Source organism: Microcoleus sp. S13C4, assembly GCF_036700865.1.
Taxonomy (GTDB): Bacteria; Cyanobacteriota; Cyanobacteriia; order Cyanobacteriales; family Microcoleaceae; genus Microcoleus.
Map to the genome: position 1 here is coordinate 32962 of NZ_JAUBPS010000051.1, position 15066 is coordinate 48027.

11 protein-coding genes are annotated in these 15066 nt (G+C 45.8%); 3 read left to right on the forward strand and 8 right to left on the reverse strand.

Features of this window, described 5'->3' with window-relative positions:
* Positions 1-359: 359 nt before the first annotated feature.
* On the reverse strand, positions 360-1643 hold the full coding sequence (locus QT996_RS20080) for a PilT/PilU family type 4a pilus ATPase (RefSeq protein ID WP_333048520.1): 1284 nt from the start codon (positions 1641-1643) through the stop codon (positions 360-362).
* Positions 1644-1925: 282 nt separating this feature from the next.
* Here QT996_RS20080 and QT996_RS20085 point away from each other — a divergent pair, with 282 nt between their 5' ends.
* Complete coding sequence (locus tag QT996_RS20085) at positions 1926-3095, forward strand: DUF58 domain-containing protein (RefSeq protein ID WP_333048521.1); 1170 nt, start codon at positions 1926-1928, stop codon at positions 3093-3095.
* A gap of 214 nt (positions 3096-3309) precedes the next feature.
* On the opposite strand, the gene minE is transcribed toward QT996_RS20085, so the two are convergent.
* The 3 genes from minE to minC form a co-directional block, all read right to left on the reverse strand.
* Entirely contained in the window at positions 3310-3681 is a 372-nt protein-coding gene (gene minE / locus QT996_RS20090) for a cell division topological specificity factor MinE (RefSeq protein WP_333048522.1), read from the reverse strand.
* A 209-nt stretch (positions 3682-3890) separates the two neighbouring features.
* Complete coding sequence (minD, locus tag QT996_RS20095) at positions 3891-4697, reverse strand: septum site-determining protein MinD (RefSeq protein ID WP_006635273.1); 807 nt, start codon at positions 4695-4697, stop codon at positions 3891-3893.
* Between the two features lie 407 nt (positions 4698-5104).
* On the reverse strand, positions 5105-5908 hold the full coding sequence (gene minC, locus QT996_RS20100; protein WP_333048523.1) for a septum site-determining protein MinC: 804 nt from the start codon (positions 5906-5908) through the stop codon (positions 5105-5107).
* A gap of 423 nt (positions 5909-6331) precedes the next feature.
* On the opposite strand from minC, the gene QT996_RS20105 reads away from it, so the two are divergent.
* Together QT996_RS20105 and QT996_RS20110 are read left to right on the forward strand one after the other, a co-directional pair.
* The gene (locus QT996_RS20105) at positions 6332-7261 is read left to right on the forward strand and encodes an ADP-ribosylglycohydrolase family protein (RefSeq protein ID WP_333048524.1); all 930 of its coding nucleotides are present in this window, start codon (positions 6332-6334) and stop codon (positions 7259-7261) included.
* A 249-nt stretch (positions 7262-7510) separates the two neighbouring features.
* Positions 7511-9241 carry an NAD(P)H-quinone oxidoreductase subunit 4 gene (locus QT996_RS20110; protein WP_333048525.1) on the forward strand — a complete coding sequence of 577 codons (1731 nt, stop codon included), beginning with the start codon at positions 7511-7513 and terminating at the stop codon, positions 9239-9241.
* 67 nt (positions 9242-9308) lie between these two features.
* On the opposite strand, the gene QT996_RS20115 is transcribed toward QT996_RS20110, so the two are convergent.
* From QT996_RS20115 to QT996_RS20130, 4 genes are all read right to left on the reverse strand, one after another.
* Positions 9309-10931, reverse strand: coding sequence for an NB-ARC domain-containing protein (locus QT996_RS20115; protein WP_333048526.1), 1623 nt, complete (start codon positions 10929-10931; stop codon positions 9309-9311).
* A gap of 431 nt (positions 10932-11362) precedes the next feature.
* Positions 11363-13327, reverse strand: a complete 1965-nt coding sequence (locus tag QT996_RS20120) for an ABC transporter ATP-binding protein/permease (RefSeq protein ID WP_333048527.1) — start codon at positions 13325-13327, stop codon at positions 11363-11365.
* Between the two features lie 221 nt (positions 13328-13548).
* Entirely contained in the window at positions 13549-14388 is an 840-nt protein-coding gene (locus tag QT996_RS20125) for a DUF1361 domain-containing protein (RefSeq protein WP_333048528.1), read from the reverse strand.
* Positions 14389-14635: 247 nt separating this feature from the next.
* Entirely contained in the window at positions 14636-14971 is a 336-nt protein-coding gene (locus tag QT996_RS20130) for an ATP-binding protein (protein WP_333048529.1), read from the reverse strand.
* Between the last annotated feature and the right edge of the window lie 95 nt (positions 14972-15066).

A 15066-nucleotide genomic window follows, 5' to 3' on the forward strand; every position in this document is an offset into this window, starting at 1 on the left:
GGCAAAGTCGGAATGTTCTCTGTCCAAAATTTGTCACTACAACTATATACTTAAATTGCTGAGTGTTGGCAATACTCCGAACATATCTTTACTATTTCTTTGCAATCACCTGCGAGTTTTCACGCAATTTTAAAGTTTATGTAAAGTACGGTCTACCTTTAAAAAACTTAACAATACAATTAATATTGATTATAGCATTTTAGTTTTTAATTAAAATGTATTTTTTGTTACTAAACATATTTAAGTATTAAGTAAAGATACGCACACAACCCGTAATCAAATATTTCCCTCTGCTGAAAATCTTGTTACTGCATGGGTGGGGTAGTCCTGCTGTGCCTACCCCTGTATGTGTGCTGCTACTAGGCGCGAACAATGCGTTCTTTTTTGCTGCCTTCAAAGCCACGAGCGTCCCCAACATCGTAGCCTCCTGTTCGCAAGCGACGGTCTAAATCGCTGGCTTCGGGAGAAGTTTTTGCTGCTTCTTCGATCGTCACTCTGCCTTCAAGCACCAGTTTGTAAAGACCCTGGTTGATAATCTGCATTCCTTCGTAAGTATCATGTTCCATTAATCGGAAAGCTTCATCATCAGCACCTTTCATCAAGTAATCGTGCATGGCAGGTGTATTCACCAAAATATCGTGAACTGCTACCCGACGGTTGTCAACAGTTGGCAGCAAAAGTTGGGCAATTACCGCTACTAAAGAATCGCAAATTTGAATCCGCATCGCCTGTTGTTCTTCGGGCGGGTAGAGGTTCAACAACCGATTAATAGCGTTAATGGCGCTGCGAGTGTGGAGAGTTCCCAATACTAAGTGACCTGTTTGAGCTGCTTGCAACGCTGTATTGATGGTAACGCGATCGCGCATTTCCCCGATCAAAATCACATCCGGATCTTCACGCAAAACTGCGCGCAGAGCCTGCTGAAACTCATGGGTATGCAAGCCGACTTCCCGCTGGCTGACCAAGCATTTTTTAGAGGGGTGAATGAATTCGATCGGGTCTTCAATTGTAACTACGTGCTTTTGCTCCATCTGATTCAGGTGGTCGATCATCGCAGCTACGGTTGTCGATTTCCCCGAACCGGTAGGCCCTGTAACCAATATTAATCCCTGCGATCGCAAAATGATATTTTTGAAAACTTCTGGCAACCTCAAGGCATCGATAGTAGGTATTTCCAAACTAATCAACCGCAATACTAGGGCACCGCCGCTGAGGGAATCAAAACAGTTTAGCCGACACCGCACGAAGCCTGGGTAAAAAATTGCTGAATCTAATTCCTTGGTAGTTGCAAACTGTTTTCGCTGTTCGGGGGTGAGAATTTCGGCTAGGTAATGTTCAAAAATTTCTGGCGTTACTTTAGGGTGGGTAGTTGCTACTTGCATCACGCCACGAATCCGAAATCGAGGTACTTGGCCGACTCGAATGTGAATGTCGGAAGCTCCTGCGCTATGGGCATCTCTGACCATTTGTTCGATCGTACTGACGGGTGTCTCAACAGGCCGCTGCTGGGCAGGAGCGGGTGCAGGAGGCGCGGGTGCAGGAGGCGCGGGTGTTGCTGCAGCCAAGGGCGGCGGTGGCGGCGGTGTTCGTCGGCGGGCTTGAGCCTCTGGTTGAACGGGTGTAGGATTGTTTAATGGGTTCATTTTTTTGTCTCCAGTCAGTCTATTTTAGATTTTAGATTTTAGATTTTAGATTTACTCCACAGATTAATCGGGGAGCATGAACTAGAGTCTAAAATTTGGGGTTCGACCCTGACTGAGTGTCGGGGGCTTGTATCCGTTTTTGGGCGGGGTCAATGTAGATTTATTGCGAAAAAATGCCCGATTTCTAATCTTATCGCTCGCAGCTAGTTCGGTGTTAAATGCTGAGAATATTTTACAATTAGGCTTGATGGGGCGATCGAGTAATTAACACTTTAAACTCCTATGAACATCGGTCACAAAATTGCTGACTGGCTCGAAAATCGTGCTGTCACCCCCGCCTACGCGGGTTGGCTGCTCTTGGGGATGACGGTTTTCTTTTTTGGGTCGGCGACTAATACAATGTCTGGGTGGCTATATGTGCTCAGCGGTGGGGGTTTGGCGCTGTTGGGAGTAGCGGCCGTTTTGCCTGGAAAATCGCTCCGTTCCCTGGAAGTCCGTCGCCGCCCGATCGAACCGGTGAGTGCGGGCGATCAAATCACCGTCGAACTAGAAATCGAAAATCGCGCCAGCGAACCTAAGACTTTGTTGCAAGTGGTAGACATCTTGCCGTTTGTATTGGGAGAACCCGTCGTCCGCCCCATCGAAGTCATAGAGCCTAAAAGTATATACAGGGATACATACTATTTAGAAGTCCGGCAGCGCGGCGTGTATCGTTGGCAAGAGGTAAACTTGAGGACGGCGGCACCTTTAGGGTTGTTTTGGTGCCGGCGTAGTCGCCCAGCCAAAGGAGTGGCGGTTGTCTATCCACAAGTTTTGCCCTTGAGCACTTGCCCTTTGATCGATCGCATCGGTCAAGAAGACAGCCCGCAATTTTACAATCGCAGTCGATCGCAAACTGCTACCGAAGGTCTCACCCGCAACCTCAGACCTTACCGCCATGGAGACCCCACCCGCCTAATTCACTGGCGCACCAGCGCCCGCTACGGAGAACTGCGGGTAAGAGAGTTAGAAGTTGCAGCCGGCGGTCAAGAAATTATTATTGCTCTCGACAGCGCTGCGGCGTGGCAGCCAGAAGAGTTTGAACGAGCCGTGACTGTAGCTGCGTCTCTGTACTTCTATGCTAGCAAGCGCCTGTTAAACGTCAAACTTTGGACTGCCGGGACTGGACTCGTCTCGGGGAACCGGGTAGTTTTGGAAACTTTAGCGGCGGTTAATGCTGGAGAAGATGCGGTTGAGAATCGGCCGAAATTGCCGATAATTTGGCTGACTCAAAACTCTGCAACTTTAAGCACTCTTTTCCTTGGCAGCCGCTGGGTACTTTTGCCGAGTGCGACTGCTGAAACAGGCGAAAAAGTGTTGGTCAAACATGAGTTACCCGGTTTAAAAATTCGCTCCGACCGACCCTTAGAACTTCAGTTACAAGAGCCTCTGGAAAGAGCTATTAGTTATTAAGATAGTCCACGCCCGCTCCTTTGGAAAGAGCCATTAGTTATTAAGATTAACTTCAGGAGTTTTTAGATATCAGAAACTTTTTCCCTTTTCAATCACATATTTTGGGCTGCCTAAGAGTGCCCACCACAATATTTTAATTCGAGAGAGATAGTTTAATTTAAATGGCGATCGAGCCGATCGAACTCTTTGCCTGACAATAAAATTTCAATCCCTATCACTCGCTAGTGTCGGGGAGAATTTCGACTACATACTCCGGTACATATTCGGGTCGATTCTCGGGCCGATTCGCGGGCAAATTCTGGGGCAAATTCTCCGGTGGATGTTCGAGCCTGACGCGCCTGATCGGGAGATTTGCAATTAGTGCTGTGGCCCGTTGGTCGCTCTCCAGCGAGAACTCAGACCCGGTGGTATCGATTTCCACGTAGCGAGACACCACCTCTAGAATTTCTCGGCGCATCGACTCAACCATTTCTGGGCTGAGTTCTGAGCGATCGTGGGCTAGAACCAGTTTGAGGCGCCGTTTTACCTCGTCGCGGCTGTTGTCAGGGGTGCGCGGGAAAAGTCGTTCGAGAAGTGTAGATAGCATGGGTCTGGCGGGTTTGTCAAGGGTTAGGCATAGAAAAGGTCATACCATTTTCGATTTTCGATTTTCGATTGGGGAATCACTAATTCCCTAAGGGTTTGGAGTTGACATACAGTTTCATTTTTTTGGGGAACGGGTATCACTGAGGGAAAATCTTGACCAGTTTTTGTGATGCACTTGCTGCGGTTCAAAACCGATCGCCAATGAGCACATCACATAATTTTAGTATTTAAGAACTTGCGGAGGCGAGTAAAGAAGTTTTCGCGACGGGGATTGAGATCTAGAAAATCAACTTTTTCGCCTTCTAAGCGGCGGGCAATATTGTCGAAGGCAGTTCCAGCTAAAGAGGCCGTTTCCGACAATACTAATGGTTCGCCTCGGTTTGTGGAAACAATGACGCGCTCGTCGTCGGGAACGACGCCTAACAGCGGAATGGCGAGGATTTCCCGCACGTCTTGTACCGACATCATATCATTTGCCAGCACCATTGCGGGTCTGATCCGGTTGACGATCAGGTTGATTTTCTTGACGTTGTTGGCTTCCAGCAGGCCGATGACTCGATCGGCATCGCGGACAGCAGCGATTTCGGGAGTGGTGACAATGATGCCTTCTTGGGCCGGGGCGATCGCATTTTGAAAACCTTGTTCAATTCCAGCAGGAGAGTCGATCAAAATATAGTCGTATTTTGCTCCCAACATCCCCACAAGCTGCTTCATTTGCTCGGCGCTAATGGCATCTTTCATCCGAGTTTGGGCAGCCGGCAACAGCACCAAGCGCGGCTGCCGCTTATCTTTCACCAAAGCTTGCTCTAATCGGCACTCTCCTGCGAGAACTTCTAATGCCGTATAAACAATGCGATTTTCTAAGCCCAGCAGCAAGTCTAAATTTCTGAGACCAAAATCGGCATCAATTACGGCAACGTTGCGCCCCCGCTTAGCTAAAGCCATGCCGAGATTGGCTGTGGAGGTGGTTTTTCCTACCCCGCCTTTCCCTGATGTAACAACAATAATGCGAGCCATAAGCGATTTTAGATTTATTGGGAATTGGGAATTAGTGATTGGTAATTGGTAATGGCTAAGTGGTAATTGGTCTTATTGTTAATTGATAATTGGCAATTATTCTTTGGTAATTAGGCAGCAATCGGTTATTCAGGAAATTACAGCAGATGGCAGGTTTATGAAGGACACCGCGCGATCGATCTATCCCCGCCGTAGGGACACGGCGAAAGCCTTTGCCCCTACTTCATAAACTCACAACTTTCCTTGTTCTACTAATTCTTTTTAATCCTGCCCTTAATTTTTAAAGCGTCCTTTAGTGACTGATTTAGCCCCGGCAAAAATTATCAAGTGCAGCATTAAAAAGAAAAAGTATTACCAATTACCAATTATCACTGACCAATTACCAATTATCACTGACCAATTATCGATTACTCATTACCCCCGACTAACTGCGATTTGTCAAAATCAGAGGCTCTGCCGATCCTAATCCCCTGAGGCGTCACATAGGCGACTTCCGGGAAAAACTGAGCGGGTGAGGTTTCTGGGCCTCTGGCAACATACTTAGCAATCCTAATCACCATCGGTTCCATCTGCAAGGTCATAATCACACTTTTGGTATTGCCACCGGCACCGGCGTGCACGACGCCCCGCAAACGGCCCCAAACTAGGATATCCCCTCCGGCGATGACTGAGCCGCCGGGATTTACATCTCCCAAAAGTACGACGGTGCCTGGATGACGAATTTCTACGCCCGATCGCACTGTCATCTGCAAATATAAAGGTTCCGCCAGCGATTGCGGTTTTTCGGCAGTGGCTTTATTCAGGGAAGAAACCGGAGGCTGCTGTTCTACACAATAGCCTGCCGTAGCTGCGGCAACGGCTGTTTGGCGGCGACTGGTGTGGACTCGTTTGAGTTGCAGTTCCACTTCGGCTAGTGCATCAGCGATTTCTTGGAGTTGGCGGATATCTAAAAGTCGATCGCTCGCCATCAATTGTACTTCTGCGTTTGGCTGCCAAAAGCGTTCTCCCGCATTCAGCCTGACTTTTAGCTGCTGCCAAAGTTCAGTCCAAGTCGAGGCGGAGGCTGTTGCAGGTTCGCTATTGGTTTCTGGGGGGAGTAGCAACAGTAGCTGTCCATCTTCTGTCTTGAGTCGGACTTGCAACTCTAAGCTGACTTCGGGTGTTGATTGAGGGGCGGCAGCAGCGGCTGCGGCGGAGGCATCGGGTGTCATGGGACAGTTTGATCTCGGGTAGGGACAGGTTAACATCAATATTAGCCTGAGTCGTCTTTTGGCTCAGCATTTGGGGAGAAAGTCTTGTTTTTTTATTTTTAACGGCAGTTAGGGCAGTTCTATTTCGTTTGTGAAGAAGATTTTTTTTTAATGAACCACAGAGGGCGCAGAGGGCACAGAGAAAGAAAATTAAGAGTTCAGAAGATAGAAGGAGAGAGGTTCACAAATTTGGTATCGATTGTGAACGAGATTTTTTTTGAATGAACTGCAGAGGACGCAACACACAGAGAAAGAGAATTAAGAGAAGAGGGAAAGAGAGAATTTGACAATTTTGGCATTGATTGTTATACACGCAGATCAAATGCAGATAGAAATAGTTTTGAATTCAAGAACACTTACTAATTATTAATTTTCAATTAGGTTATGCAGCAAATAGAACGTTATCGCGGCAGTCTTCTTGGTTTAGCAGTTGGCGATGCTCTCGGAACAACTTTAGAATTCTGTCGCCCTGGAACGTTTGCGCCTATTAACGATATGGTTGGCGGCGGCCCGTTTAAACTGCAACCGGGCGAGTGGACGGACGATACTTCGATGGCGCTTTGTTTGGCTGAAAGTTTGATTGAGAAACAAGGTTTCGATCCAGTCCATCAGTTAGAAACTTATTTGCGGTGGTGGCGAGACGGACATTTGAGCAGTACGGGTGAATGTTTTGATATTGGCAATACGGTGCAACAAGCACTTTGGAAGTTTGAAGATACAAGAAAACCTTACTGCGGTTTTACCGATGCTCAGACTGCTGGCAATGGTTCGATGATGCGTTTGGCTCCCGTGCCTTTGTTTTATGCTAAAAATCCTTTAGAAGTAATAGAAAAATCTGGAGAAAGTTCGAGAACTACTCACGCTGCTGCTACTTGTGTGGATGCTTGCCGTTATTTTGGTGCTTTAATTGCGGGGGCTGTGAATGGAGTTGCTAAAGATGTGTTGCTTTCGGAAAGATATTGTCCGATTTCGGGATATTGGGCAGAAAATTCCCTGGTAGCAGAGATTGATGAGATTGCGGCGGGTTCTTTTAAACGGCGACAACCTCCTGAAATCAAAGGTACGGGTTATGTTGTCAAGTCTTTGGAGGCGGCACTTTGGGCGTTTTACAACAGTGATTCTTTTGCTGAAGGCTGTTTGTTGGCTGTGAATTTGGGCGACGACGCTGATACAACAGGTGCGGTTTACGGACAGTTGGCTGGGGCTTTTTACGGAGAATCTGGTATACCGGAAAAATGGCGATCGCAATTGGCGTATCTCCCTGTAATTGCATCTTTCGCCGAACAACTCTGGACTTTATCTCGATCGATCTGAATATTTACCACAGTTTTTCACTGCATGGCAACAGAGTAATCAGTCATCGGTAATTGTCAACCGCTAAACTGCGACTAATGACTCCTGACTAATAGCTGCAAAACTTCTTGACTTTTGCAGCAAGTTGTGTTTAGATAATTTACTCCGTATATCTCTAAAAAAAAAAGATTTATTTACAAATCTTAATTTTTGATTAAATTTAGTATTATAATCTTGGTAACTTCCAACTAAGTATTTATTCTCACTATCATGATAGCGGATCAATTTCCTTGGCTGACCGCAATTGTCATCCTACCCCTCCTCGCTTCCCTCGCCATCCCTTTTGTGCCCGATACAGACGGCAAAACCGTCCGCTGGTATGCGCTAGGCGTAGGTATTGCAGATTTTGTATTAATGTGCTGGGTGTTTTGGACTCATTACGATCCGAGTATCTCTAGTTTCCAAATCGTAGAACAATATTCCTGGATACCTTCTTTAGGCCTCAACTGGTCTGTTTCGGTTGATGGGCTTTCAGTTCCGTTGGTACTGTTGGCGGGATTGGTGACGACGCTATCTATTTTTGCCGCATGGGAAGTCGATCGCAAGCCCCGACTCTTCTACTTCCTGATGCTGGTGATGTACTCCGCACAAATAGGAGTGTTCGTCGCCCAAGACATCATGCTGCTGTTCATTGTCTGGGAACTAGAACTAATTCCGGTGTACCTACTAATCTCGATTTGGGGCGGACAAAACCGCCGCTACGCAGCTACCAAATTCTTGATTTACACCGCCGGCGCTTCCATCTTTATTTTGATAGCTGCCTTAGCAATGGCATTCTACGGCGGAGGCACCCCCACCTTCGACATGGTAGAACTAGGCTTGAAGGACTACCCACTGGGTTTAGAATTACTGCTTTATGCGGGATTGTTAATTGCCTTCGGTGTGAAACTGGCGATTTTCCCCTTCCACACTTGGCTACCTGATGCCCACGGCGAAGCATCTTCTCCCGTGTCGATGATTCTGGCCGGCGTATTGCTGAAAATGGGCGGATACGGGCTGATTCGCCTGAATTTGGAACTTCTTCCCAAAGCACACGTTTACTTTGCACCGATTATGGCGGTGCTCGGCGTGGTCAATATTATCTACGGCGCGCTGAATTCCTTCGGCCAATCGAATATGAAGCGCCGCTTAGCGAATTCGTCGATTTCTCACATGGGATTCGTGTTGTTGGGTATTGCTTCCTTCACGGATTTGGGAATCAATGGGGCGCTGTTGCAAATGATTTCCCACGGTTTAATCGCCTCAGTATTATTCTTCCTGGCTGGCGTTACTTACGATCGCACCCATACAATGATCATGGACGAGATGGGCGAGATTGGAAAAGTCATGCCGAAAGTGTTTGCCTTGTTTACCGCAGGCACGATGGCATCCTTGGCACTCCCTGGAATGAGCGGTTTTGCTAGCGAATTGTCCGTGTTTGTGGGCGTCGCAACTAGCGATATGTACAGCAGTTCTTTCCGCGCGGTGACAGTGTTCCTGGCTGCTGTAGGACTGATTTTGACGCCGATTTATTTGCTCTCGATGCTGCGACAGTTATTTTACAACTGTGGGACACTAGCGGCTTGTGACCTTGAGGATCTAAATTTGCAGAATCAGAGAAACAATCTGGATGAAGCGGTTTGTTTTGGTAATAGTTGCGTTTTGCCTGGTGATGCACAGTTTATTGATGCTAAACCTCGCGAAGTGGCGATCGCATTTTGCTTTTTGATACCGATTGTCGGCATTGGTTTTTATCCCAACATGGCGATGCAAGTCTACGATGCCAAGACTGTCGCAGTGAACGCCACAGTCCGTCAATCTTATATCCAAATAGCTCAAGACAATCCTCAGATTTATGCGAAGGGATTTTTGGTTCCCAGAATTGCACAAGCTCAAAAAGCGCCGACTTTGGGCAAAATTACAGGGTCTGAATCTGCATCGGTTTTTGGCATTGTCAAATAATTTTATCGAATTCTGTTTGTGTTGAAAATTAGGCGATCGCTTTTGTCAAAAAGCGATCGCTTTTTTCTTATCGCTGAATTTCTGAAATAATTTGCGCCAGATTCTCCCTAGCATATCCCACCTCAAGAATGGATTTATCCTCTAGATAAGAGGCAACTTTCTTCAAGATATTTAGCGGTTCTTCAGAGCCTGTCGTCTTCACAAACAACACTTGCAACCGATTTTTTACTACTGCTAAAATAGAGATACTTGGTTCGCCTTTATCCCATTTCCGTTTAGCAACGTTGATGCTCAATTTGTGAGTTTTCAACAGCCGCATTCTTTCTATTCCTTGCGTCTTAACCGTCTCCAAAACCTCCGCTCGAATCTGCTCGACTAATCGGTCTGTCACATATTGCACGATTAAAGGTTGAAGCATAAAAACAGTTTCGCCGCCCTCAGTGATTTTGTCAATCAGCGAGCGACGACCCAGAGAATCGAGATTTTTCAGTAAATCCGAAAGCGATGAATTGACCAACATCTGCTCTCGTAAAGTTGCCAGGGAAATCGGGCTTTGAGCAATAGCAATCCAGTAGGCAATATCTTGTTCTGAACTCGACATTCGATCGAACTGCTGCGCCAGCAAATTGCTGATATGTTCTTCAATAAATAAAGCAGTTGCTTCCAAAAGCTTTAAAACATTTCCCTCGAAAAACTCGTTAATTGTTGTCGCTACAATCTTTAATGCTAAGAGATTGCCTCCGTACCGGGATAACAAGATTTCCAACTCTTGATCTTGAGGCCACAAACCTTTTTCTTGGAAAATTTCCCGGGCTATCTCCGAGGAAATAGCAGGTTTTAAAGACCGCACTTTTTCTCCCTCCAGCAAAGCCAGTTCCGTAGGTTCTTCTGAACTAACTACGACTACACAGCTATTGTGATTGACTTCACAGAGCCGCACAATTAAATCTCGATATCCTTCGTAGCCTTCGCGGTAGTGTCCCGCTAATTCTTCGGGTCTGAGAACCGCTTCCAAATCGTCTAAAATTACCAAACAGCGGTGTTTCCGCAGATACTCGACCAATCGCGTAATTTGGCTGTTGAGGTCGATGGGTACATCGGGTTTTTGTTGGTTAGAAAAAAGTTGAATTAAGCTTCCTAGGAAGTCGGATGGTGCTGGTGTCGATCGCAGCGATCGCCAAATCACAAAATCAAACTCATTCTGTACCTGTTTTGCCAACTGCACCGACAGAGTTGTTTTGCCGCTACCAGCCAAACCCAGCAGCGCTACCAGGCGACAATTATCTGATAGAATCCACTGCTTTAAAGTAGTTAATTCTTCAGTCCGTCCGTAAAAAACCGAAACATCCGGTGCTTGGCCCCAATCTTCCTGTCGGTGTCCAATCGCCATCTTCAATAGAGAGCCTTTACCTCGATTAAAATCGCTCGTTCCCTGATCGGTGTGGTATGAAAACAGCAACTGATGCCTCAATTCCGAAAGCTTTCCAGGGCCGTTCCCCCCGATCTGAAACTTTTTGTAAACTTCGCCGAGTCTTTTGCGAACGGCGATGTCGCTAATGCCAAGCTTTGTGGCGATCGTCGCCGTAGATTGACCGTCGAGAGCCATAAACACAGTTTCTAACTCGGCATCTGTGACACCGCGCTGTTTGGCGATCGTTTGCACAAAGTTTTGAGGAATCGGAGTAGTCAAAGTAGGAATCTCGCCTATACTAAAAATCTATCTTCTATTATATTGTGTGAGTTCTCGCAGGCGAGCAATTGAATCGAATCTACAAACGTTCAGCTTGCTTTTTGTTGTTTGGGCAGTTTTAGATATTTATACCCCATTATCGATTGTGATATCAGTTTAAACAAAGAGTGCAACTGTAGGCCCGTGATCCAAACCCATACCGAATCAGTCATTCCCAATTCTTCAATTCTTTAATTCTTTAATCTAAAAGGGTAGGAGAAACCGGGAATGGCTCGGCATTAATTGTTGCTATTTCCCTACCCGTAAAACCTATTGTAGCGTGGAGGCACGGCGCTTAATTTATAGCACCAAACCATACATCTTCAACCGCGCCACCACTCACCGCCAACCACAAACCGGGTAAATTTACCATTTTTGAAAGCAGCCCTGTATCAGCCAAAAACCTTCGTACTAGCGCTGTATTCTTCCGGCGAAAGCAGTTGCCAACTTCCATCGCCCAAAAGTTCCAAAACCTGCTGGTGATATTTCACTAAACTCACTCGGTGGCCGACACTCACAAACATAGTTTTAGTGGCTTGCAACTGCTGGTATAAATGTTGCTCGTTCTTCAAATCCAAAGCACTTGTCGCCTCATCCAAAATAGCGTATCTCGGTTCCGTCAATAACAATCTAGCAAAAGCTAAACGTTGCTGTTCTCCCAGCGACAAAATCTCACCCCAATCTAAATCCGCATCAAAACCGCCCAATCGGTCTGGCAAATCTGCTAAGTTTACTGATGCTAAAATGCGGCGCAATTTTTCCTCATCAACCTCGCTGCTGGTATTGGGATACAAAAGTTGCGATCGCAAACTACCCAAAATCATATAAGGACGCTGCGGTAAAAACAGCATTTCCCCCAATTCCGGCCGCGCCAAACGGCCCGTTCCCGACTCCCACAAACCCGCAATAGCCCGCAGCAAAGAACTCTTCCCTGCACCGCTTTGGCCGACAATTAACAGTCCTTCCCCTGGCGACACCGCTACCGACAAATCCCTAATCAAAGTCTTTTGATGCTTCGGAGTATCTAAAGTAACGTGTTCCAGTGTCAATTGCGAACTTATAACTGTATCGATTGTTCTGAAGTCTAGTTGTACAGCACTTTTTTCATTTTTTATAGACTCATTAAACGTGGCCAAACGATTAATTCCCGCTGCAAATAAACTCAAGCTTTCAATACTATATACAACCAAAGAAAATGCTTCTGAAGCCTGACGAAAAGCAAATTCAGCTTGAGTAATATCGCCGTATTTTATCTGACCCGCAAAGTAGATAGAAGCCAGGAATAAAGAGGGAATAATATAAGTTGCATATCTATAGCCAACTCTAAAATATCCCAGATTTCGCTGCCAACCAATTAGGAAATTAAAGTTCCGAACTGCTGCTAAAAATCGGTGTTTTACCTGAACAGATTCCTGTGCTTCTCCCCGGTAAAAGGCAATTGATTCTGCATTGTCCCGAATGTGAATCAATCCATAGCGAAAGTCAGCCTCTTTGGAGAGCTGATTGAAGTTCAAAAATATCAACTTTTGGCCAAAAAATATCATGACTGTCGTGCCAAAGACAGCATAAATAATTAGTCCGAGCGAAAGACCTTTGGAAATAGACCACAGAATGCCTGTAAAAGAAATAATATCGATAACTGCCCCCAATATGAGCAGCAAAAACTCTAAACTTGTGCTAGTGAAAGATTTGATATCTTCAGCAATCCGCTGGTCGGGATTGTCGATTTCGTTCTGAGAATTGATTTCGTAATAAGCGCGGTTTTGAAAATAACTACCTAGGAAACTATCAGTCATCCACTCTCGCCAGTACAATCCCAGTTTATCTTGGGTATACCCGTAAATAACAACTATCGGGGTACCGACAATAAAAACTCCAGCATAAACCCACATAAACCGCCAAAAAGTAATCTGATCTTTTTCAGCCAGCGCTGTCGTGAAAAAATTACTAATATAGCTAATGACTACGTTAATTCCGCTAACAGACAGCGACAAAAATAGCAGCAGAGCTAACATTATCCACTGCTTCCAGCGCGGTATCAACTTGCTTCTAAAAAAGACAAAAGCAGCCAGCGGGAGGATGAGCATTAAACCAACGATCGCAATTGTCGGTGAGTAGATAATTCCTCTGATCAAAGTAGCTAAGCCAGCCGCAACCCCGTTAAAAGCCTCTGGAAAAAAGAGTTGAGCACCCAAACTGACAACACTGACAGCCACAAACATAGCAGCGAACAGAAATATCAACAACAGCGCCACTAATCCTAAAAAAATTCTGCCGCCTCCAGGCTCTAAAGGATAAAAGTAAGGTTGGGCGATCGCAATAAATCTCTGCCACAACTGACGGTCAAATCGATTCATCTTTGCTGTTTACAAAACTACTTTCACTGTTCTAACATATCAAGTCTTGTGACAAACGGCCGCCGTAATTTATTTCGGAGTTTGGCGAAAAAATTTGTCTCACCCACAGACGGAAACTTGTTTTCCGAGCTAACTGGTGGAGACAAAAAATGGGGGAGCTTAGTTCAAGCTCTTAGATTCATCTGTTGAATCAATTCTTTAATCTCAAATCTCAAATCGCTCTAGCTGGAAGAAGTTGCGCTATCGCCGGCTAAGTCCGACTGCAATTCGCTCCTGTAAAATCGCTGGCTAATTCCTAAAATTACTTGTTTCATTAACCAATATAAAACAGCAATTACTACAAAAGTTACAGCCATTACTAAAACCGGACGCTTGCCTATCAAATCGTTCATTACGGTGTTAACCAGCACATCGGGGTTAGTCAGAATATCCCAACTGTTGAAGCGGATAAATCGCCCTAAATAAATGCCGATCGCCGAAAGTGCGTGTATAGTCATCTCGGTTGCCAGGATAAATCTACTCAAACCCTGTTGCTTCAAATAGTAACCCAAATTCATCACCGACAGAACGTAAGCCCCAAACCCGGCTAGCATAAACACCAGATACTGCGGGATCAAAGCTAGAGACACAATCCACACCGAGTTCCCCTCTTTAATCTGCTCAATCAGATGAATGATATCAGTTAAAACGTAGGGCGCATTGGGCAAAAATGCAATAAACCAGAAAAAAGCGCCCCACCACCGGAGAGAGCGAACTCCACGCTGCCGCAGTACCCAGATGTCTAGAGCCATCAGTGCCAGCGTAATCGCGATCGCCCCCAAAACGTAAGTTTTGCCCACATCTTGCACAATGTGCTTCAGATAAGCCAAAACATGGCGCGTACTGGGCAAAAAAGTAGCGCCTAGGAGAATGCCCGTACCCCACAGCAGCCAGCGCGATCGAGGTTTGCGGAACAGCCAAAAACTCAGGCCCAGCGGTACTAAAGCCAAAAACAAATTCCAAGACATCCAGCGGACATTGTGTCCCATTGCTTGCAGCGCTTCCAGGATTAATCCCATCATGTCAATTTTTATACAATTAAAGGTTTGATGCAGCACCGCTTCATTCGCAGCTTGCGTCTATTTTAGTCTTTAAGTTGGAGGTGAGTCAGCTTATCGCTGCGCGCCTAAAAATCAAGAACTGGTGACGCATAATACCACTGTGGAGTCAATCTCAAATCTCAACTCTCAAATCGACTGACGCATCCTACCACTGTGGAGTCAATCTCAAATCTCAACTCTCAACTCTCAAATCGACTGGTGTACCCTACTATTTATACACTTTGTTGATCGGAATCTCAATCTTAAAAGTTGTTCCGTATCCTATGGACGAAATACAGTCAATCTTGCCCTTGTGCTTTTCCACCACAATCGAGTGCGCGATCGACATTCCCAACCCCGTACCTTTCCCCACAGCTTTCGTAGTAAAAAACGGGTTAAAAATTCGATCCAGTATTCCCTGCGGAATGCCCGTACCGTTGTCCGAAATTTCTACCCTAACAGTGTTCTGGAGGGTTACACCCGTGGAAATAGCAATCCGTCCACTCTTGGTCTCTGATTGTGGAATCGATAACTTTTGATATCCTTCTTCAATAAGCTGTTGCACATTTAAACTGTGATACAAGCATTGCCCTTATTTTTGATTTTACGACCCCACTTAATTATTAATTGCCCTTCATTTAAGAGGCGGTGCAATAAATA